This is a genomic window from Roseateles chitinivorans (assembly GCF_050632235.1).
In the GTDB taxonomy this organism is placed as follows: Bacteria; Pseudomonadota; Gammaproteobacteria; order Burkholderiales; family Burkholderiaceae_C; genus Roseateles; species Roseateles chitinivorans_A.
Map to the genome: position 1 here is coordinate 5,729,022 of NZ_CP192584.1, position 21,294 is coordinate 5,750,315.

The window sequence follows — 21,294 nt, forward strand, 5'->3', positions numbered from 1 at the left end:
TCAGGACCGGTAGTCGGCGTTGATCGTCACGTACTCGTGGCTGAAGTCGCAGGTCCAGACCGTCGTCGCGGCCGGACCGCGGTTCAGGCCCACGCGCACGGTGATCTCGCTCTGCTTCATGACGCGCTGGCCGTCCTCTTCCTTGTATTCGGGACGGCGGCCGCCCTTCGTGACGACATGGACGTCGTCCAGATGCAGGTCGATGAGGCTCTGGTCGAGGTCGTCGATGCCGGCGTAGCCGACCGCCGCCAGGATGCGGCCCAGGTTGGGATCGCTGGCGAAGAACGCGGTCTTGACCAGCGGCGAGTGCGCGATCGCGTACGCGGCCTTGCGGCATTCGGCCTCGTCCTTGCCGCCCTCCACCACCACCGAGATGAACTTGGTCGCACCTTCGCCGTCGCGCACGATCGCCTGCGCCAGCTGCTGCGACACGGCCACCACGGCATCGCGCAGCGCGCGGCCTTCGGCACTGGTCAGCGACGTGATCCGGTCATGGCCGGCCTGGTGCGTCGCGATCAGGACGAAGGAGTCGTTGGTCGACGTGTCGCCGTCGATCGTGATGCGGTTGAAGGACAGGTCCGCCGCCTCCTTGACCAGCGGCTGCAGCAGTTCGGGCGCGAGCACCGCGTCGGTGGCGACGAAGCCCAGCATCGTCGCCATGTTCGGACGGATCATGCCGGCGCCCTTGGAGATGCCGGAGACCGTCACCGTCCGGCCGCCGATGGCGACCTGCCGCGAGCAGGCCTTGGGCAGCGTGTCCGTGGTCATGATGCCGGCGGCTGCCTCGGCCCAGTTGTCGGCCTTCAGCGCGGCGATCGCGGCCGGCAGGCCGGCGACGATGCGGTCGACCGGCAGCGTCTCCATGATCACGCCGGTGGAGAACGGCAACACCTGCGTCGCGTCAAGCTTGAGCTCGGCGGCCAGCGCGTCGCAGGTCTGGCGCGCACGGGCCAGGCCGTCGGCGCCGGTGCCGGCGTTCGCATTGCCGGTGTTGATGACGATCGCGCGGATCGCGCTGCCGGCGGCGAGGTGCTCGCGGCAGACCTGCACCGGGGCGGCGCAGAAACGGTTGGCGGTGAACACACCGGCGACGCTGGCGCCTTCATCGAGCGCGATCACGCTCAGGTCGCGGCGGTTGGCCTTGCGCACGCCGGCCATCGTGACGCCCAGGCGCACGCCGGGCACGGGCAGCAGGGATTGCGGATCGGGAGCGGTCAGGTTGACAGGCATGGTGGTGGGCGTCGAAGAGAAGGAAGGCACCGGGCAGCCGACGCGCCCGGGACGAATGCGCGCGATTGTAGGAGCGCGACATGGCGGTCAGCCCGTCGATGCCGCAGGCCCCGGTGGACCGCCGACGCCAATGAAAAACGCCCCGCAAGCGGGGCGTCGTCTCATGCCTTGACGGCGGGCGGCGGGATCAGCCCTGCTGCCGGCGGCGCCGGCTCAGCATCAGCGTCACCAGCCCGAGACCGCCGAGGAACATCGCATAGCTCTGCGGCTCCGGCACGGCGCTGGCCGGCATCACGTTGAAGGTCGTGGAGTAGCTCGCGGCGATGCCGTTGGTACCCGCCGCGAGCGAACCGCCGGCGATGCCCTTGACGATCAGCGTGTAGTCGCCGGCCAGCAGCGTCGAGCCGAGCCAGGCGCGCTGGTACGTGGCGTTTCCCATCGGGACGGAAGGATCGATCGTCAGCGCCTGGCCGTTCAGCAGCACCTCGGTGAAGCTGATCTGCTGCCCCGCGCCGGCCCCGATCGTGATCAGCGACGCGTCCACCAGACCGGTGCCGGCGTAGTGGAAGGTGAGCGTGTCCAGGAAGCTGCCGGCCTCGGTATGGATCACGTAGGGCGCGCCGGTGAGGCCGCTCTGGTCGCCGGCGAGGACGGTGTCGTGCGTCTGGTTGAGGTCCGAGGCGGCCATCGCGCCGGAGGCGGCCACGGCCAGCGCGGCGGCGGTCATGACGGTGCGCGCGGCGCGGCGGCGGCGGACGACGACGCCCATGCCGAACAGGCCGAATGCCGCCAGCGCCAGGCTGCCCGGTTCCGGCACCTGCGTGACGTTGATCGTGCCGGAGTAGCTGGCGCTGATCGCCGTGCCCGCGGCCAGGCCCTGGCCGGCGTAGCCGCGCACGGTCAGGACCAGCGGACCGCTGAGCAGGTAGTCGTCCATGCGGCCGAATTCGAAGCCGTTCTGGAAAGTGCCCAGTGCGGTGCGGGTGAAGTTGAGCGTCCGGCCGTTGACCGTGGCGCTGACGAAGTCGATGTTGAAGCGGGCCTGCTGCGCGCTGGTCGTCAGGCTGGCATTGACCAGGCCCCAGCGGTCCATGCCGGTGAAGGTGAAGGTGTCGACGAACTCGCCGGCCACCAGATGATTGATCGTGAAGCCCGCCGTCTTGGTGTCCACGGTCGTGCCGGACTGCAGGGCGACGGACTGGGACGCGGTCACCGGCGCGGCCTGCGCGGAGGAGACGGCGGCGGCAACCAGGGCGGCGGCGAAGAGGCGGGTCGTGAGCTTCATGGCGGTGCGGTCCGGAGACCTCGAAGACCCGCGGCGGCAGGTCGATGCAGCGGACTCTATCGACGGGGTGCCGTACGGTGTCCCCCTCGCCACGGGGGAGCAACGCGCGCCCGCGCCCGGGTCGTGAGAAAGCGCACATCGCGACGACGCCGCGTCGGCCGGGCGCCACGGCCGGCCCGTGAATCCGTCACGCAAGGCCTGGCCCCGATGCCGCAACGCTGTCCTCGTCGGCGGCACCACGCCCGCTCATCCGCGCCCCGGAAACGACAACGGCGCCCACGAGGGGCGCCGTCGATCTCAGGAGCAGCGACCGGTCAGGCCAGCTTGCCGTGGCAGCTCTTGAACTTCTTGCCGCTGCCGCACGGGCAGGGGTCGTTGCGGCCGACGTGGCCCCACTCGGCCGGGATGGCCTCCGTCCCGCCGGCGACCGGCGCCGCGTCCTGCGACACCGAGCCGTCCTCGTTCGGATGCGTGTAGGTCACGTTGCCGACGTTCTCGGCGCGCTGCTCGATCGCATCGGCGGCGGCCGTGGCCTCTTCCTGCGACTGGATGCGCACGTTCAGCAGCACGCGGGTCACTTCCAGCTTCACCGCGTCCAGCAGTTGCGAGAACAGCTCGAAGGCTTCGCGCTTGTATTCCTGCTTCGGGTTCTTCTGGGCGTAACCGCGCAGGTGGATGCCCTGACGCAGGTAGTCCAGCGAGGCCAGATGCTCGCGCCAGTGCTGGTCGATGCTCTGCAGCAGCACCATGCGCATGAACGGCGTGAACTGCTCCAGGCCGACGCGGTCCAGCTTGTCCTGGAAGGACACCTCGCCCGCCTTCAGCACGGCGTCGAGCACGTCCTCGTCGGTCAGCGTGTCGCTCTTCTTGAGCATGTCGCCCAGCGGCACCTCGAGCTTCCACTCGTCGCGCAGCACGCGCTCCAGCGCGGCCAGGTCCCACTGCTCTTCCAGCGATTCCTCGGGCACGAAGCCGCGGACCACGTCCGTCAGCGTGCCCTTGCGCAGGTGGGTGATCTGTTCGAGCACTTCCTGCGCCTCGAGGATCTCGTTGCGCTGCTGGTAGATGACCTTGCGCTGGTCGTTCGACACGTCGTCGTACTCGAGCAGCTGCTTGCGGACGTCGAAGTTGCGGGCCTCGACCTTGCGCTGTGCGCTCTCGATCGAGCGCGTGACGATGCCGGCCTCGATCGCCTCGCCTTCAGGCATCTTGAGCCGGTCCATGATCGCGCGCACGCGGTCGCCGGCGAAGATGCGCATCAGCTGGTCGTCCAGCGACAGGTAGAAGCGCGACGAGCCCGGGTCGCCCTGGCGGCCCGAGCGGCCGCGCAGCTGGTTGTCGATGCGGCGGCTCTCGTGACGTTCGGTCGAGATCACGCGCAGGCCGCCCGCGGCCTTCACCTGCTCATGCAGCTTCTGCCAGTCGGCCTTCAGCGCGGCGATCTTGGCGTGCTTGTCGGCGTCGGACAGCGATTCGTCGGCTTCGATGGCGACGATGTCCTTCTCGATGCTGCCGCCCAGCACGATGTCGGTGCCACGGCCGGCCATGTTGGTCGCGATCGTGATCACGCCCGGACGGCCGGCCTGGGTGATGATGTCGGCCTCGCGGGCATGCTGCTTGGCGTTCAGCACCTGGTGCGGCAGCTTCGCCTTCGTCAGCAGCTCCGCGACCTTCTCGGAGTTCTCGATCGAGGTCGTGCCCACCAGCACCGGCTGGCCGCGTTCGTGGCAGTCGCGCACGTCCTGCGTGACGGCGTCGTACTTCTCCTTGGTCGTCTTGTAGACCAGGTCCAGCTCGTCCTTGCGCACCGTCGGCCGGTTCGGCGGGATCACCACGGTCTCGAGGCCGTAGATCTCCTGGAACTCGTAGGCTTCGGTGTCGGCCGTGCCGGTCATGCCCGACAGCTTGCCGTACATGCGGAAGTAGTTCTGGAAGGTCACCGAGGCCAGCGTCTGGTTCTCGGCCTGGATCTGCACGCCTTCCTTGGCTTCGACGGCCTGGTGCAGGCCGTCGCTCCAGCGGCGGCCCGTCATCAGGCGGCCGGTGAACTCGTCGACGATGATGACTTCACCGTTCTGCACGACGTAGTTGGTATCGCGGTGATACACGTGGTGTGCGCGCAGCGACGCGTACAGGTGGTGCATCAGCGTGATGTTGGCGGCGTCGTACAGCGACGCGCCCTCGGCCAGCAGGCCGGCCTGGCCCAGCAGGCGCTCGGCGTTCTCGTGACCGTCCTCGGTCAGGTAGATCTGGTGCGACTTCTCGTCGACGGTGAAGTCGCCCGGTTCGATCACGCCTTCGCCGGTGCGCGGATCCAGCTCGCCGACCTGGCGCTTCAGCTTCGGGGAGACCGCGTTGATCGCCACGTACATCTGCGTGTGGTCTTCGGCCTGGCCGGAGATGATCAGCGGCGTGCGCGCCTCGTCGATCAGGATCGAGTCCACCTCGTCGACGATCGCGTAGGCCAGGCTGCGCTGCACGCGGTCGCGCACCTCGTAGACCATGTTGTCGCGCAGGTGGTCGAAGCCGTACTCGTTGTTGGTGCCGTAGGTGACGTCGGCGCCGTAGGCGGCCTGCTTCTCGTCGCGCGGCAGTCCCGAGTAGTTGATGCCCACGGTCAGGCCGAGGAAGCGGTACAGGCGACCCATCCACTCGGCGTCGCGCCGGGCCAGGTAGTCGTTGACCGTCACGACGTGCACGCCCTTGCCGGTCAGCGCGTTCAGGTAGACCGGCAGCGTCGCCATCAGCGTCTTGCCTTCGCCGGTGCGCATTTCAGCGATCTTGCCGGCGTTCAGGACCATGCCGCCGATCAGCTGCACGTCGAAGTGGCGCATCTTGAGGACACGCTTGCTGCCCTCGCGGCAGACGGCGAACGCCTCGGGCAGGATGTCGTCGACGGTCTCGCCCTTGGCGATGCGCTGCTTGAACTCCTCGGTCTTCGCGCGCAACTGGTCGTCGCTCAGGCCCTCGAACTGCGGTTCCAGCGCGTTGATGCGCTCGACGTCCTTGCGATAGGTCTTGAGCAGGCGCTCGTTGCGACTGCCGAAAATCTGGGTCAAAAGCTTGGGCAACATGCGGCTTTTTGAAGTTCTGTGGGGGGCCCGGTCGACCGGGCCTGGACGCCCGGCGGACCGCCTCGTGGGCGGCCTGATGAGGGCAGCGCCGCGCGACCGGTGCACATGAGGACGGGGCCTCGGGTTGCAAGCGTCTGCGCGGAGAAAAACCGACGGAGTTTAGCACCCGGCCCCTGACGGCACCGGGGCGGCGGCCACGGTGCCGGACCGGCGGCGGACTCCGGGTTTCCGAGCGGCGGGACTACACTGCCGACCCATGGCCACCCGCTATCTGCCTCCTCGCGTCAAGCCCGACGCCCCGGATCCGCTGGACTTCAGCCGGGCCATGTCGCAGAACGGGATGCTGGCGCGGCTGGGGAACCAGCTGGCGCTGTCGCGCCGGCATCTGGCGGCGGTGAGCGTCGCGCTGCCGGGCGCGATGAAGCGCTTCGTCCAGGCCGGCACGCTCGATGAGCAGGGCTGGACGCTGGTGGCAGACAACGCCGCCATCGCGGCCAAGCTGCGCCACCTGCAACCGACGCTGCTGCGGCTGCTGCGCGACGAAGGCCTGCTGCTGGAAGGCGAACTCCGGATCCGCGTCCGGCAGTCCTGACCGGCGCGGCTCGGCGCTCCTCCTCCCACTCCAGAAAGACGAAAGCCCCGGCTCGTCGGTCGACGAAACGGGGCTTCGGAACAGGCGGATGCCTGGGTGTTGATGGTGCCGGCTATCGGATTCGAACTGATGACCTACCGCTTACAAGGCGGTTGCTCTACCAACTGAGCTAAGCCGGCACAAGGAAAACTGGAGCGCCGCAGAAGCTGCGACGCGGGCTGCATTCTAGACGCAGCTTCGAGAGGTCCAGAGCGAAAAACCGCGCCTTCCCTCCCCACTCGCCCCCCGCACTTGAACGGGGGTCAGCCGATCACTTGATGCGCTTGAGCGCCGGACGACCGCCCGACGGACCCGCACCCGGATCGTCATCGTCCGGCGGCGTCGCGACCGGCTCCGGCTTGGGTTCCCCTTGCGCCGTGCCGCCGTTGCCACCGTTCGCATCAGACGCGAGACGCAGGCCTCGCGGCGCACTGGGCGCTGCGGGGCGTGCGGCGGCGTCTTCCGCAGTCGGCGGCGGGAAGGCCATGCCCTGGCCGTTCTCGCGCGCATAGATCGCGACCACGTGATCGACCGGCACGATGATCTCGCGCGCCACGCCGCCGAACCGGGCCTTGAACTGGATCAGTTCATTGCCGAGGTCCAGGTTGCTGGTCGCGTCGAAACCGACGTTGAGCACGATCTCGTTGTTGCTCACGTACTCCAGCGGCACCTGGACCGTGCGGTCCACGTGAACCGCGACGTAGGGCGTGAACCCGTTGTCCGTGCACCACTCGTGCAGGGCGCGGATCAGGTACGGCCGCGTCGAGCTGGCGGCGAGACCGCCGCCGTCCTTGCTGTCATCCATGGGGAGCCAGTGTATTACTTGCGCATCACCTTCTCGGACGGCGTCAGTGCCTCGATGTAGGCCGGACGCGAGAAGATCCGTTCCGCGTACTTCAGCAGCGGCACCGCATTCTTCGACATGTCGATGCCGTAGTAGTCCAGGCGCCACAGCAGCGGTGCGATCGCGACGTCCAGCATCGAGAAGTCGTCGCCCAGCATGTACTTGTTCTTCAGGAAGATCGGCGCCAGCTGCGTCAGGCGGTCGCGGATCTGCGAACGGGCCTTCTCCAGCTGCTTCTCGGTCGGCTTGACCGTCTGGCCGCGGTTCTCCAGCACGTTGACGTGGGCGAACAGTTCCTTCTCGAAGTTGAAGAGGAACAGGCGCACGCGGGCACGGGCCACCGGGTCGCCGGGCATCAGCTGCGGATGCGGGAAGCGTTCGTCGATGTACTCGTTGATGATGTGCGACTCGTACAGGATGAGGTCGCGTTCGACGAGGATGGGCACCTCGTTGTACGGGTTCATCAGCGCGATGTCTTCGGGCTTGGCGAACAGGTCGACGTCACGGATCTCGAAGTCCATGCCCTTCTCGAACAGCACGAACCGGCAACGGTGCGAGTAGGGGCAAGTGGTTCCGGAATAAAGCACCATCATGGCAGTGGACTCCTGATCGAAGCCTCTCGGCTTCATCGATTTCTACAAAACACAGTTCAACGCCGGCGCGGTCAAAGACCGAACAGACAAACGACAACGCAGTGGGGGCCTGTTCGGCGCCCCACTGCGCTTGAGGACCCGGTCTTCGACCGGGTCATCGGTTCTTACTTGATGTCCTTCCAGAAGGAGGCATTCAAGCGCCAGGCGAACACGGTGAACCCCAGCAGGAACAGCACCACGACGATGCCGAGCCGGAAACGGGCCCCCTGCGCCGGCTCGCCCATCCATTGGAGATAGGCGACCAGGTCGGCAACGGACTCGTCGTACTGCTGCGGCGTCATCGTCCCGGGCGTCACCTGTACGAAGTCCTTGAAGACATGCGTGACCTTGCTCGGGTCATGCGGGTCCTTTTCCTCTTCGAACCTGGCGGTGCGGACGCCCTGGAGCTCCCACAGCACATGCGGCATGGCCACGCTGGGGAAAGCGAGATTATTCCATCCCGTGGCCTTGGTTTCGTCCCGGTAGTATTTTCTGAGGTAGGTATAGAGGTAATCCGCCCCTGTTCCCTTGGCGCCGTCGGCCCGCGAACGGGCGATCACGGTGAGGTCCGGCGGCAGCGCGCCGAACCATTCCTTGGCCTGTTTCGGGTCCAGCGAGACCTTCATCGTCTCGCCGACCTTCTCCCCGGCGAACAGCAGATTGCCCTTGATCTGCTCGTCGGTCAGGCCGATGTCCTTCAGCCGGTTGTAGCGCATGAAGCTCGCGCTGTGGCAGTTGAGGCAGTAGTTGACGAAGATCTTGGCGCCGTGCTGCAAGGCGGCCAGATCGTTCATCTTCGACGTCGGGAAACGATCCCACTCGATGCCGCCCTCAGACGCGAGCGCCGTCGACGTCAGACCCGCGCCCAGGCACAGCGACGTCAGCAGCGTGGCGATGATTTTCTTCATTCGTTCGACTCCGTGACGTTGGCGGTTCAGTGCGGGTGAAACGTGACACGATCGGGCACCGGCTTGAAGGTGCCGGCCCGGCTCCACCACGGCATCAGCAGGAAGAAGCCGAAGTAGTACAGCGTGCCGATCTGCGACACGATCGTTCCCGCATCCGACGGCGGCTTGACGCCCAGGTAACCCAGCACGAGGAAGAGCAGCACGAAGATGCCGTAGAGATACTTGTGCCAGTCGGGCCGGTAGCGGATCGACTTGACCGGGCTGTGGTCCAGCCAGGGCAGGAAGAACAGGATGATGACCGCGCCGCCCATGACGACGACACCCCAGAACTTCGCGTCGAAGGTCAGCAGCAGTGCGATGCCGACCACCGCGCCGACGACCACGATCCCCTTGCCCAGCGTCGACAGTCCACCGCGCAACAGCGTGATGACCGCCGACAGCGCGATCACGCCGCACAGCACCTGGACCATCACGTCGGTCGTGGCGCGCAGCATCGAGTAGAACGGCGTGAAGTACCAGACCGGCGCGATGTGCGGCGGCGTCTTCAGCGGGTCGGCCGGGATGAAGTTGTTGTACTCCAGGAAGTAGCCGCCCAGCTCCGGCGCGAAGAAGATCACCGCCGAGAAGGCCATCAGGAACAGGCCGACGCCGAAGATGTCGTGCACCGTGTAGTACGGGTGGAACGGGATGCCGTCCAGCGGATGGCCGTCCGGTCCCTTCTTCGCCTTGATCTCCACGCCGTCCGGGTTGTTCGACCCCACTTCGTGCAGCGCGATGATGTGCGCGACGACCAGGCCCAGCAGCACCAGCGGCACCGCGATCACGTGGAAGCTGAAGAAGCGGTTCAGCGTCGCGTCCCCAACCACGTAGTCGCCGCGGATCAGCAGCGCCAGGTCGTTGCCGACGAACGGCACCGCGGCGAACAGGTTCACGATCACCTGCGCGCCCCAGTACGACATCTGGCCCCACGGCAGCAGATAGCCCATGAAGGCCTCGGCCATCAGGCACAGGAAGATCGCGCAGCCGAAGATCCAGACCAGTTCGCGCGGCTTGCGGTACGAGCCGTACAGCAGCCCGCGGAACATGTGCAGGTAGACGACGACGAAGAACGCCGACGCGCCCGTCGAGTGCATGTAGCGGATCAGCCATCCCCAGGGGACGTCCCGCATGATGTACTCGACCGACGCGAACGCGAGCGTCGAGTCCGGCTTGTAGTGCATCACCAGGAAGATCCCGGTGACGATCTGGATCACCAGCACCAGCAGCGCCAGCGAGCCGAAGATGTACCACCAGTTGAAGTTCTTCGGAGCGTAGTACTCCGACATGTGCTCCTTGTAGAGCTTGGACGCGGGGAACCGGTTGTCCACCCAGGTCATCAGCTTGACGCCCAAGGGGGCTCCGGCGGGTGCTTCCTTGAATTCAGCCATGTGTTGTCTGCCTCGGTCCTGTTCCTGGGGAGTTAGGCCTTCTTGTCTTCACCGATCAACAGCCGGGTGTCGGACAGGAACGCGTAAGGCGGCACCTCGAGGTTGTCGGGCGCGGGCTTGTTCTTGAAGACGCGGCCGGCCATGTCGAAGGTCGAGCCGTGGCAGGGGCACAGGAAGCCGCCATGCCAGTTGTCCGGCAGCGAGGGCTGCGGACCGGACTGGAACTTGTCGCTGGGCGAGCAGCCGAGGTGGCTGCAGATGCCCACGACGACCAGGTACTCCGGCTTGAGCGAACGCCATTCGTTCTTGGCGTACTCAGGGATCGGGAAGGCCTTGCGATCGGACTGCGGGTCGGCGAGTTCCGGATCGTTGCCTTTGAGCGCATCGAGCTGCTCCTTGGTCCGGCGCACGATCCAGACCGGCTTGCCACGCCATTCGACGGTCAGCTTCTGACCGGGGGCGAGGTTGCCGATGTCCACCTCGACGGCGGCACCGGCCGCCTTGGCGCGCTCGCTCGGAGCAAAGGTACTGACGAACGGGACGGCGGTGGCCACGCCGCCTACTGCTCCCGCGCAACCGGTGGCGATCAGCCAGGTGCGCTTGCCTTGGTCCACTTGTGGGTCACTCATGAGGGTCCTTACAGGGAACTTCTGATCAGGGGCAACCAAAGATTCTAGGTAAGAAACTTCCGGCGCGCCCCTAGGCGCTCTACCGATGTGCATCGGTGCACCACGTTGACATTTGTCGTGGTGCAAACGCCGTTAGGATGCTTGCCCGGAGGCGGAGCACGCCCCCGGGAAAGCGCTTGGTAGTTGGCGCCTTCGCACACGTGGAGCACAAGGAGCAAGCGATGGGTTTTTTGACCGAATTCCGTGAGTTCGCCGTCAAGGGCAACGTGATGGACCTCGCCGTGGGCGTGATCATCGGCGCCGCCTTCGGCAAGATCGTCGACTCGGTGGTCAAGGACCTGATCATGCCGATCGTCGGCAAGGCGGTCGGGGGCCTGGACTTCAGCAGCTACTTCATCATGCTGTCGGACCCGCCGGCCAACTACGCCGGCCCGATGACCTATGAGGCCCTGACCAAGGCCGGCGTGCCGCTCTTCGCGTACGGCAACTTCCTGACGGTGCTGCTGAACTTCATCATCCTGGCCTTCATCATCTTCATCATGGTGAAGCAGGTGAACCGCCTGAAGCGCGACACCCCGGCCGCCCCGGCGGAACCCGCCCCGACGCCGGAAGACATCCAGCTGTTGCGCGAGATCCGCGATGCGCTGAGGCGTGACAAAGCGTAAATCTGCGCTCAAAGCTCACCTTTTGCGCACAAGCCGGGTGAGTCCCACTCGGACGAGGGATGGCCATCGCCGATACTTGGCGTGTGGTGCGGTCACCACAATGTGCCTGATGCCTTGATGAACCGTCTGAACCCCCACGTCGACGCGGCGCTTCAGCGCGTGCGCCTCGCGGCGGAACAAGCCGCGGAACGCGGCGCTGAAGGTCTGGGTCTCGCCGCCCTGTCCTCTGGACAGGCCAAGCGGCGGGATTCCCTGCTGTCCGCGCAATTCATTTTCCGCAAGCACCAGGCGCTGTTCTCGCAGCGCTTCGACCAGTCCATGCGCCAGCAGGCGGCCGAGGCGCCGGGCACTGGCGCCTCCTCGTCCGGCAATGCGCGTGCCGCGCCCAAGGCGACGCAGTGGGACGAGCTGTCCCTGATGGACGACGACCAGGTCAACACGCTGGTCGCGACGGACCGCATCGGGCTGGCACTGGGGCACCAGAGCGAGTGGGAGCTGCGCGAGGTCAATTCCTACATGGGCGACATCCCCGGCGTGGACGAAGACCGTCACCCGCTGCGCCCGCAGGCCATCGCCCAGGCGTTGATCGAGGCCGTCAACGCGGTCACCGACGATCCGGACACGCGCCAGGTCCTGACCGACGAACTCACCCGGGCGCTGGCGCTGGAGATGCGCGCCTGCTACGCCGACGTCGCCGGCCTGTTCCGCAGCCGCGGCCTGCGTCCGCAGGATCTGCGCGTCCGGGCGGTCGCGGGCGCCACGCGGGGTCAGGCCTTGCACGGTGGCACGACGTCCGGCGTGCCGCTGCATGACAGCCGCTACGCCACGCTGCCCGGCGCCCTTCATCCGGCCGTCCACGGCAGCCGCGCCGCCGGCCTGCACAGCATGTCCGGCGGATTCCACGGCGGCAGCGCGGATGGCTATGCGTCGACCGGCGGCGGCCAGGCAGGCGGCGGCATGGGCTGGTCGGTGGATCCGCAGTTGATGGACCTGATGCGCCGGCTGGCGATGAGCCCCGCGCTCGGCATGCCCTCGACGGGCGGCGGCGCATTGCCCGTGAACAGCCAGTGGCAAGGCTGGGACGGCGATCCCGCCAGCTATGTCGAAGGCGGGCCTGTCGTCCTGCCGCCCAACCTGATCCACCTGCACCGCGACGAACTGCGGCAGGCGGCCAGCGGCTCGCTCGATCACATGGTGATCGACGTGGTCGCCGGCCTGTTCGACCAGATCCTGTCCGATGCGAAGCTGCCGCCGCTGATGGCGCAGCAGATCGCGCGGCTGCAGCTCCCGGTGCTGCGCGCGGCGCTGGGCGACCGCTCCTTCTTCTCCTCGCGCCGGCACCCGGTGCGGCGCCTGGTCAATCGCATCGCGACGCTGGCCGCGGCGTACGACGACTTCACCGACGAGCCGGGCAAGTCCTACCTCGCCCTGGTGCGGGACCTGATCCAGGACGTCGTCAGCGGCGACTTCGACCGGATGGAGCTGTACGAGTCCAAGCTCGGCCAGCTCGAACAGTTCATCCAGGACCAGACCGCCCAGACGCTGAAGTCGCAGGGTGACACCGCGGCGCTGCTGGAGCGCAAGGAGACCGAGCTCCGCCTGCAGCGCCGCTACATGCAGCAGTTGCAGCAGGCCATGTCCAGCGTGGACATGCGGGACTTCCTGCGCGACTTCCTGACCCAGACCTGGAGCGAGGTCCTGGTGCATGCCTCGCGTCATCCGGACCTGGACGCGGCGCTGGTCGAACGGCTGCGCAACATGGGCCGCGACCTGGTGCTGTCGGTCCAGCCGAAGACGACGCCTCAGCAGCGCCAGGGTTTCCTGGCCTCGCTGCCGGTGCTGATGCGCACGCTCAACGAAGGCCTGGACCTGATCCGCTGGCCGGAGGCCGACCGCAAGAAGTTCTTCGCCGAGCTGCTGCCGGCGCATGCCGAGTCGTTGAAGGGCCAGGCCCTCAGCCCGCTCGAATACAACCTGCTCGCCAAGCAGCTGGAATCCGTCTTCGGCATGGCGCCGCCGCGCGAGCAGGACCTGCCCGCCGCGGGCAACGCGCCGCTGGATCTGGACCTGAGCGAGAAGCTGTCCGATGACGAAGCCCAGCGGCTCGGCCTGATGGCGGACGAGCATGTCGACTGGGACGGCCATGTCGACATCGATCTCGACCTGGGCGCCGACGAACATGTGCCGCTGCAGGCGGTGGACATCAGCATCGACGGCCTGCCCGCCGCGGAGGAGGCGCCCTCGCCACCCTCGGGCGAACTGCTGCTCGACCATCTCCAGATCGGCACCGCGTACCGGATGCACCGCGACGGCGACTGGATCAAGGTGAGACTGGCCCACATCAGCGCCACGCGCAGCTTCTTCATCTTCACCCACGGGACGAAGCACCAGGAGACGCTGACCATGACCTCGCGCATGCTGCACAAGCTGTGCGAGGGCGGCCGGCTGCGCGCATACGAACACGCTCATCTGCTGGAGCGCGCAACGGCGCGCGCCCGACAGCAACTGGCCGCGCTCGGCGCGAAGCACTGACGCAACGCGACGCCGGCGCCGGCGTCCTCCCTCAGAGCTTGCGTGGCTCCCGGAAGTCGACCGGCATGTTGTCCTCGGTCTTCAGCCGCATCAGCTCGACATACTCGCCCTCGACCGGCTTGCCGTTCACTTCCTGCGGCTTGAAGCGCCACTGCTCCATCGACGCGCGCCCGTAGCGGCGCAACGATTCCGGCATGCCCGCCGGCATCTCGACGCTGGACTGCACGCAAGTGCCCCCGGTGCCGACCCGGCAGATCATCTTGATCTCGCCTTCCCAGCCGGCATTCGACGCGGCGTCCTTGGGATAGGACGCGTAGGCGATCTTCGTGGGGATCGGCACCATCTGCATCGAACGGATGGCGACGGTCGACTTCACCGGGTCGACGTTCAGGTACAGGCGCACGCCGGTACGGAAGCTGGCGTTCCTGCCCTCGTCCTGCCGGGGCGGGATCTTGGCCTTCTGCAGCCGGGCGGTCATCTGCTGCCAGAAGGCCGGCGACTGCGAGGCCTCGTCGATCGGCACGACTTCCTTGGCCTGACCGTTCTCATCGAACAGCACGTCGAACCAGACGTTCAAGGGCTGCTGCACCTCCTGCGCCGACGCCCCGCCGAAGACACCGAACTGCAGCGCGGCAGCCAGTGCCAGCAGCGCCAGGCGACCCGGCCGCATCATTCGTCCTGCTTCCATCTCGAACTCCCCTGCATTGATGTAGTGCCGAGGATTATCAACAACGCCCCGCGCGGAATCCACCGCGCTCGCTCCCCATGAGGGGGATGTCCGGCGGCCCCTCAGGATCGACGGTTCAGGCCGACATCGCCCTCGCCATGCGGATCGCCGCCGACATGCTCGACGGATCCGCACGCCCGCTTCCGGCGATGTCGAAGGCGGTGCCGTGATCGGGACTCGTCCGCACCAATGGCAGCCCCAGCGTCACGTTGACCCCCTCCTCCACGCCCAGGTACTTCACCGGGATCAGCCCCTGGTCGTGCGTCATGGCGACGACCACGTCGAACTCTCCGGGACGCTTGGGCGGCGTATGGCGCGCCCGCATGAACACCGTGTCCGGTGCGAAGGGGCCGCTTGCGTCTATTCCCAAACTGCGGGCCTGCGCGATCGCCGGTGCGATGTGCTCGATCTCTTCGCTGCCGAACAGGCCGCCTTCGCCCGCGTGCGGATTCAGGCCCGCCACCGCGATCCGCGGGGCGGCGATCCCCGCGCGGCGCAGCGCGGCCTCGGCGATGCGGATCGTCTGCAGCACGCGACCGGTGGTGATCTGGTCGACCGCCTGGCGCAGCGCCACGTGGATGGTCACCAGCACGACCCGGAGTTCGTCGTTGGCCAGCATCATCCGCACCGGCGGCAGACGGCCGTCCGCGTCGGCGCACAAGGCCTGCAGCAGCTCGGTGTGACCCGGATGGTCGATGCCTCCGGCATGCAGGGCTTCCTTGTGGATCGGCGCGGTCACCAGCGCCCGCGATCGGCCCGCGAGTTGCTCCTGCGTGGCGGCGACGATGCAGCGCGCCGCGGCGGCGCCGGCCGCGGCGCTCACCTGACCCAGCGGTTGGGCGAGCAGGTCGCCCGGCAATCCCGTCGGCTGCCAGACAGGCAGGCAATCGGGCGGCGCAGGATCGTCCGCGCGATCGAGCACCGCCACTGGCAGATCCAGGCCCATCAGACCCAGCGCGCGTCGAAATACCCCGGTGTCGCCGACCAGGCGGAGATCCGCCCCCCGGTCCCGCGACCAGGCCGCGACGGCGATCTCGGGGCCGATGCCGCAGGGATCGCCCATCGTCAGCAGCACGGGGCGGGAACTCTCGATGACGGTGTTCATGCGGGATTCGGGATGTCGATGAAGCGGCACTGCAGGCCCAGCTGGTCGGCGACCTGCCGGCCCACGGCCTGCACGCCGTAGCGCTCGGTCGCATGGTGGCCGGCGGCGATGAAGGCGACGCCGGTCTCGGCGGCGTAATGGGCCTGCGGTTCGGAGATCTCGCCGGTGATGAACACGTCCGCACCCGCGGCGATCGCCGCCTCGAAGTAGCCCTGCGCGCCTCCGGTGCACCAGGCGACCCGCTTGAGCGGGCGGCCGTCGCCGGCCGCCTGGATCGTCGCGCGGCCGAGCCGCTGCTCGACGTGTGCGCCCAGCGTCTGCAGCGACTCGAAGGCAGGCGGCAGCGCGCCGATGCAACCCAGGTCCTGGTCGCCGAAGCGGGCCTCGGCGGCCCAGCCCAGATGTTTCGCGAGTTGCGCGTTGTTGCCGAGTTCCGGGTGCGCGTCCAGCGGCAGGTGGTAGGCGAACAGGTTGATCTCGTTCGTCAGCAGCCGGGACAGGCGCTGCTTCATCCAGCCGGTGACACGACCGTCCTGGCCGCGCCAGAACAGCCCGTGGTGGACCAGGATCGCATCGGCGCCGGCCTCGACGGCAGCCTCGATCAGCGCGAGGCTGGCGGTGACCCCGCACACCAGTTGCCGGATCTGGTCGCGGCCCTCGACCTGAAGACCGTTCGGCCCATAATCCTTGAAGCGCGTGGGCTCCAGCGTGGCGGCGAGCAGCCGCTCCAGCTCCGTGCGATGTGCCATGACAGGATCTCTCTTGCGTCAAACCTGGCTGATTTTCTCCCAGGCCACCACGGTGGCGCTGGCCGGCTACTTCGTCGTATCGACGCTCAAGCCCGAATGGCTGCACGAGGCCCCCAAGGTCGTGCCCACGCTGCCCGCCGCCGCCGGCGCCCCGCCGCGCGCCTCGGTGCAGTTCAGCTTCGCGGCGGCGGCCCAGGCGGCGTCCCCGGCGGTCGTCGCCGTGCTGGCCAACAAGCCGGCGCCCAGCCAGCGCGAGATCGATGCCGATCCCTGGCTGCGGTTCCACTTCGGCAAGCGCCCGCAGCAGCAGCGGCCGCAGACCGGCCTGGGCTCCGGCGTGATCGTCTCGCCCGAAGGCTACGTGCTGACCAACAACCATGTCGTCGCCGGTGCGACCGAGATCCGCGTGCAACTCGCCGACGGCCGGGACACGCCGGCGCGCCTGGTCGGCACCGATCCGGAAACCGACCTCGCCGTCCTGCGCATCACGCTGCCGCCGCCGCTGCCGGTGATCCACCCCGGCAAGGCCGGCGAGCTGCAGGTCGGCGACGTGGTACTGGCCATCGGCAATCCGTTCAACGTCGGCCAGACGGTGACCTCCGGCATCATCAGCGCGCTGGGCCGCACCCAGCTCGGCCTGAGCACCTTCGAGAACTTCATCCAGACCGACGCCGCGATCAATCCCGGCAACTCCGGCGGCGCGCTCGTCGACGTGCAGGGCCGGCTCGTCGGCATCAACACGGCGATCTACTCGCGCACCGGCGGCGGCAGCCTGGGCATCGGCTTCGCGATCCCCGTGGACTCGGCGTACCAGGTGCTGGAAGCGCTGGTGAAGGACGGCAAGGTCTCGCGCGGATGGCTGGGGGTGATCACCGGCGACATCAACGCCGAGGTCGTGGACACGCTGAAGCTGTCGGTCGACCATGGCGTGCTGGTCAAGGAAGTGTTCAAGGCCAGCCCGGCGGCGAAGGCCGGTCTGGAGGCCGGCGACGTCGTCACCGAAGTCGCGGGCCAGCCGGTGCGCTCGCCGCGCGAGCTCGTCAACGTCGTCGCGGCGCTGAAGCCGGAGAGCCAGACGCTGATCTCGGTGCAACGCGGCAAGGAATCGCTGAGGCTGCCGCTGCAGGTCGGCCTGCGGCAACCGCAGACGACCGATGACGCCGTGCCGGAATGAGCCATGGATGACGATCAGCTGCTGCGCTATTCGCGCCACATCCTGCTCGACGACATCGGCGTCGAAGGCCAGCAGCGCCTGCTGGACGCGCACGCGCTGGTGATCGGCGCGGGTGGACTCGGCTCGCCCGCGGCGCTGTTCCTGGGCACGGCAGGGGTGGGTCGCCTCACGCTGGTCGATCACGACCGCGTCGACGTGACGAATCTCCAGCGCCAGATCGCGCACAGCCTCGCGCGGGTGGACCAGCCCAAGGCCGAATCGGCAGCTGCCGGCATCGCGGCGATCAATCCGGAACCGCGTGTCCGGGCCATCACCGAACGCGCCGACGAGGCACTGCTCGACGAACTCGTGCCGCTGGCCGACGTCGTGCTCGACTGCACCGACAACTTCCCGACGCGCCACCTGGTCAACGCCGCCTGCGTGAAACACGGCAAGCCGCTGGTCTCGGGCGCGGCGCTCGGCTTCGATGCGCAACTGAGCGTCTACGACAGCCGCGATCGCGTCTTCCCCTGCTACGCCTGCCTGTTCCCCGCCGATCAGCCGCCCGAGGAGCAGCGCTGCGCCGTCATGGGCGTGTTCGCGCCGCTGGTCGGCATCATCGGCAGCATGCAGGCGGCCGAAGCCTTGAAGCTGCTGACGGGCATGGGCTCGACACTCCCCGGCCGGTTGCTGATGCTGGACGCGCGCCGCATGGAATGGACCGACCTCAAGGTCGCCCGCGACCCGCGCTGCCCGTGCTGCGGCACCCGCTGATACCGACGCCGCCAACGACGGCGGACGAGCGCAACAAACCAACGCCCTGGGCCGCGTCCGGCCCAGGCGAACGAACAGAAATTAAGTGGCAACGCCCGTAATCTCTCGGGCCAACGGATCATGACCAGAAGCGACAAACTCACCGCCCGCAACTTCCCCTCCGCGCAGGAAGAAGCCGCCCAGCAAGCGTCCTTCGACGCGGCGTTCGACGCCAATCCGCCCGCGGCCTACCAGCTCGCGTTCACCGACACGGACTTCCTGGTCCGCCCCGAGCTGCGTCCGGTGCGCATGCAACTCGAACTGCTGAAGCCCGAGCTGATCCAGCAGGAGCTGAACATCCAGTCGACGGTGGTGATCTTCGGCAGCGCGCGCATCGCCGATCGCGAAGCGGCCCAGGCAGCCGTCGACGCCGCCCGCGCCGCCAAGGACGAAGCGGCCGTGCAGCGCGCCGAGCGTCGCCTCGTCATGAGCGGCTACTACGAGGAAGCACGCAAGTTCGCGCGGCTCGTCACCGAGACGACCAAGGACTTCGCGCATCCGCTGTACGTCGTGACCGGCGGCGGTCCCGGCATCATGGAAGCGGGCAACCGCGGCGCGCATGAGGCCGGCGGCCGCAGCATCGGCCTGAACATCGTGCTGCCGCATGAGCAGCGCCCGAACCAGTACATCACCCCGGAGCTCTGCTTCCGCTTCCACTACTTCGGGCTGCGCAAGATGCACTTCCTGATGCGGTCGGTGGCGCTGGCGGCGTTCCCGGGCGGCTACGGGACGCTGGACGAGCTCTTCGAGACGCTGACACTGATCCAGACCGGCAAGTGCCGGCGGCGTCCGATCCTGCTGTTCGGACGCGACTTCTGGTCGCGCCTGATCGACTTCGAGCTGCTGATCGACACCGGCATGATCAGCCCCGGTGACGAGCAGCTCTTCCATTACGTTGAAACCGCCGACGAGGCCTGGGCCCTGCTGAAGAAGGAATACGACATCGGCGGCGCCACCAACGGCACGAACGGCACGAACGGCCACAACGGGACCGGCACGGTCCCGGCCGACGGCACCTGACCCGGCCCTGCGGGGCCTTCCAGCAAGCAAGAGAGGTTCGACCATGACCGCAGCACGACACGTGAGCCTGATCGGCGCCCCCACCGACGTGGGGGCCGGCGCCCGGGGCGCCAGCATGGGACCGGAGGCCCTGCGGGTGGCGGGCCTCGCCGAGGCGCTGCGGGCGCACGGGGTCGAGGTCAAGGACTGCGGCAACCTGGTCGGACCGTCCAATCCCTGGCAGCCGCCGACGGAGGGCTACCGCCACCTCGACGAGGTCACGGCGTGGAACCAGGCGGTGCACGACGCGGTCTATGCGGAACTCAACGACGGGCGCATGTCCGTGCTGCTCGGTGGCGACCACTGCCTGGGATTGGGATCGATCGCCGCGGTGGCCCACCACTGCCGCGACACCGGCAAGAAGCTGCGCGTGCTGTGGCTGGATGCGCATGCCGACTTCAACACCAGCAAGCTCACGCCCAGCGGCAACATCCACGGCATGCCGGTCGCATGCCTGTGCGGTTACGGCCCGCAGGAACTGATCGGCATCGGCGGCAAGGTCCCGGCGATCGATCCGAAGTGGATCCGCCAGATCGGCATCCGCAGCGTCGACGAAGGCGAGAAGCGCTTCGTGCACGAGGTCGGCCTCGAGGTCTTCGACATGCGCTACATCGACGAGATGGGCATGCGCCACACGATGGAGCTGGCGCTGGCGACGATGGACGCCAACACCCACCTGCATGTGAGCTTCGACGTCGACTTCCTCGATCCGGACGTCGCACCCGGCGTCGGCACCACGATTCCCGGCGGTCCGACCTACCGGGAAGCCCAGCTGTGCATGGAGATGATCGCGGACACCGGGCGGCTGGGCTCGCTGGACATCATGGAACTGAATCCGGCGCTCGACGTCCGCAACAAGACGGCGCTGGTGGCGGTGGATCTGGTGGAATCGCTGTTCGGCAAGTCGACGCTGATGCGCAAGTGACGCGCCGGTGACGTCGACTGGGGACGCGCGGGGTGAGACTTCCGTCACACACGCGTCGCTGGATCACTACCCGACAGCGATGGTTGCGATACCAATCAGAATGGGGAGGACTCCTCCCGATTCGAGGGTACTCTCTAGGCCGATGTCCACGATCCGTGAAGTGGCTCACGGAGCGAAACTGACAAAATCGTGTCCAATTGATACCCAGGGACGGCACAGAGGCCCGACATCGGAGGCATCGCACCGAAGTCATAGCAGCCCGCCGACGCCTGCGATGCATGAATAGAACCCCAACCATGTTGTCACGTCAGTTGTCTTCAGTTCTCTCGCGAACAGTGGCCATCGCCGCGGCCATCGTTGGCACCATCGCTTCCAGTCACGCGGCCACGCCCTCGACCGGCTCGGGCACCTTCCAGGTCGGTGCGACGATCCTCGTCGCCTGCAACGTCACCGGCAGCACGCTGACCTTCGGCGGCTCGATCGATCCGTTGCAGACGCCCGGTCCGGTGGATGCGTCGACCGCGCTCAATGTCACCTGCACGAAGACGACGCCCTACAGCGTCGCGCTGAGCGCCGGCGCCAACGCGGGTAACGCCTCGGCCTTCGGATCGCGCGTGATGAAGAGCGGCAACAACAACCTGCCGTATCAGCTCTACCTCGACGCCGGCCGCACCCAGGTCTGGGGCGACGGCAACAGCAGCGGCGTGTACACCGGCACCGGCACCGGCAGCCAGCAGCAACTGACCGTCTACGGTCGACTGCCGTCGCTGAACGGCATCGTGCCCGGCAACTACGCCGACACGGTCACGCTGACCATCACCTACTGAGCCCCGGCCCCGCGCCGAACTCCCAACGAAGCCGGGCCTGTCCCGGCTTTTTCACGTCTGCCCCTGACTGTCCTTGCTG

19 protein-coding genes and 1 tRNA gene are annotated in these 21,294 nt (G+C 67.6%); 8 read left to right on the forward strand and 12 right to left on the reverse strand.

Going from position 1 to position 21,294, the window contains the following annotated elements:
* The 3 genes from argJ to secA all read right to left on the reverse strand — a co-directional run bounded on the left by argJ (position 1) and on the right by secA (position 5,589).
* Entirely contained in the window at positions 1-1,230 is a 1,230-nt protein-coding gene (argJ, locus tag ACQ859_RS26130; protein WP_431263409.1) for a bifunctional glutamate N-acetyltransferase/amino-acid acetyltransferase ArgJ, read from the reverse strand.
* A gap of 187 nt (positions 1,231-1,417) precedes the next feature.
* Positions 1,418-2,515 (reverse strand): FxDxF family double-cut PEP-CTERM protein, encoded by a 1,098-nt coding sequence (locus ACQ859_RS26135; protein WP_431263410.1) that lies wholly within the window; start codon positions 2,513-2,515, stop codon positions 1,418-1,420.
* Positions 2,516-2,829: 314 nt separating this feature from the next.
* Positions 2,830-5,589 carry a preprotein translocase subunit SecA gene (secA, locus tag ACQ859_RS26140; RefSeq protein WP_431263411.1) on the reverse strand — a complete coding sequence of 920 codons (2,760 nt, stop codon included), beginning with the start codon at positions 5,587-5,589 and terminating at the stop codon, positions 2,830-2,832.
* 256 nt (positions 5,590-5,845) lie between these two features.
* Here secA and ACQ859_RS26145 point away from each other — a divergent pair, with 256 nt between their 5' ends.
* Positions 5,846-6,181, forward strand: a complete 336-nt coding sequence (locus ACQ859_RS26145; protein WP_431263412.1) for a hypothetical protein — start codon at positions 5,846-5,848, stop codon at positions 6,179-6,181.
* 103 nt (positions 6,182-6,284) lie between these two features.
* Here the strand turns inward: ACQ859_RS26145 and ACQ859_RS26150 are convergent.
* From ACQ859_RS26150 to petA, 6 genes are all read right to left on the reverse strand, one after another.
* A tRNA-Thr gene (locus ACQ859_RS26150) sits at positions 6,285-6,360 on the reverse strand.
* 131 nt (positions 6,361-6,491) lie between these two features.
* Positions 6,492-7,025, reverse strand: coding sequence for a ClpXP protease specificity-enhancing factor (locus ACQ859_RS26155; protein WP_431263413.1), 534 nt, complete (start codon positions 7,023-7,025; stop codon positions 6,492-6,494).
* A 14-nt stretch (positions 7,026-7,039) separates the two neighbouring features.
* Entirely contained in the window at positions 7,040-7,657 is a 618-nt protein-coding gene (locus ACQ859_RS26160) for a glutathione S-transferase N-terminal domain-containing protein (RefSeq protein WP_067276593.1), read from the reverse strand.
* Between the two features lie 164 nt (positions 7,658-7,821).
* Positions 7,822-8,604, reverse strand: coding sequence for a cytochrome c1 (locus tag ACQ859_RS26165; protein WP_431260974.1), 783 nt, complete (start codon positions 8,602-8,604; stop codon positions 7,822-7,824).
* Between the two features lie 26 nt (positions 8,605-8,630).
* A complete protein-coding gene (locus tag ACQ859_RS26170; RefSeq protein WP_431263414.1) occupies positions 8,631-10,031 on the reverse strand; it encodes a cytochrome b in 1,401 nt (466 codons plus the stop codon).
* 32 nt (positions 10,032-10,063) lie between these two features.
* Entirely contained in the window at positions 10,064-10,660 is a 597-nt protein-coding gene (gene petA, locus ACQ859_RS26175; protein ID WP_088403232.1) for a ubiquinol-cytochrome c reductase iron-sulfur subunit, read from the reverse strand.
* A gap of 221 nt (positions 10,661-10,881) precedes the next feature.
* Here petA and mscL point away from each other — a divergent pair, with 221 nt between their 5' ends.
* Together mscL and ACQ859_RS26185 are read left to right on the forward strand one after the other, a co-directional pair.
* Positions 10,882-11,325: a large conductance mechanosensitive channel protein MscL gene (gene mscL, locus ACQ859_RS26180; protein WP_431263415.1), complete on the forward strand. Its 444-nt coding sequence runs from the start codon at positions 10,882-10,884 to the stop codon at positions 11,323-11,325.
* Between the two features lie 117 nt (positions 11,326-11,442).
* Entirely contained in the window at positions 11,443-13,857 is a 2,415-nt protein-coding gene (locus ACQ859_RS26185; RefSeq protein ID WP_431263416.1) for a DUF1631 family protein, read from the forward strand.
* A gap of 31 nt (positions 13,858-13,888) precedes the next feature.
* Here ACQ859_RS26185 and ACQ859_RS26190 read toward each other — a convergent pair whose 3' ends face one another.
* The 3 genes from ACQ859_RS26190 to ACQ859_RS26200 form a co-directional block, all read right to left on the reverse strand.
* Positions 13,889-14,545, reverse strand: coding sequence for an energy transducer TonB (locus ACQ859_RS26190; RefSeq protein ID WP_431263417.1), 657 nt, complete (start codon positions 14,543-14,545; stop codon positions 13,889-13,891).
* Between the two features lie 115 nt (positions 14,546-14,660).
* Positions 14,661-15,689, reverse strand: coding sequence for a 4-hydroxythreonine-4-phosphate dehydrogenase PdxA (pdxA, locus tag ACQ859_RS26195; protein ID WP_431263418.1), 1,029 nt, complete (start codon positions 15,687-15,689; stop codon positions 14,661-14,663).
* Positions 15,686-16,438: a Nif3-like dinuclear metal center hexameric protein gene (locus ACQ859_RS26200; protein WP_431263419.1), complete on the reverse strand. Its 753-nt coding sequence runs from the start codon at positions 16,436-16,438 to the stop codon at positions 15,686-15,688. Before ACQ859_RS26200 ends, pdxA begins: the two co-directional genes overlap by 4 nt.
* A 13-nt stretch (positions 16,439-16,451) precedes the next feature.
* On the opposite strand from ACQ859_RS26200, the gene ACQ859_RS26205 reads away from it, so the two are divergent.
* From ACQ859_RS26205 to ACQ859_RS26225, 5 genes are all read left to right on the forward strand, one after another.
* Positions 16,452-17,612: a trypsin-like peptidase domain-containing protein gene (locus ACQ859_RS26205; RefSeq protein ID WP_431263420.1), complete on the forward strand. Its 1,161-nt coding sequence runs from the start codon at positions 16,452-16,454 to the stop codon at positions 17,610-17,612.
* A gap of 3 nt (positions 17,613-17,615) precedes the next feature.
* Positions 17,616-18,365 (forward strand): HesA/MoeB/ThiF family protein, encoded by a 750-nt coding sequence (locus ACQ859_RS26210; RefSeq protein ID WP_431263421.1) that lies wholly within the window; start codon positions 17,616-17,618, stop codon positions 18,363-18,365.
* A gap of 120 nt (positions 18,366-18,485) precedes the next feature.
* A complete protein-coding gene (locus tag ACQ859_RS26215; RefSeq protein ID WP_431263422.1) occupies positions 18,486-19,424 on the forward strand; it encodes an LOG family protein in 939 nt (312 codons plus the stop codon).
* Between the two features lie 43 nt (positions 19,425-19,467).
* A complete protein-coding gene (gene rocF, locus ACQ859_RS26220) occupies positions 19,468-20,388 on the forward strand; it encodes an arginase (protein WP_431263423.1) in 921 nt (306 codons plus the stop codon).
* 335 nt (positions 20,389-20,723) lie between these two features.
* Entirely contained in the window at positions 20,724-21,215 is a 492-nt protein-coding gene (locus ACQ859_RS26225; RefSeq protein WP_431263424.1) for a Csu type fimbrial protein, read from the forward strand.
* Positions 21,216-21,294: the final 79 nt, after the last annotated feature.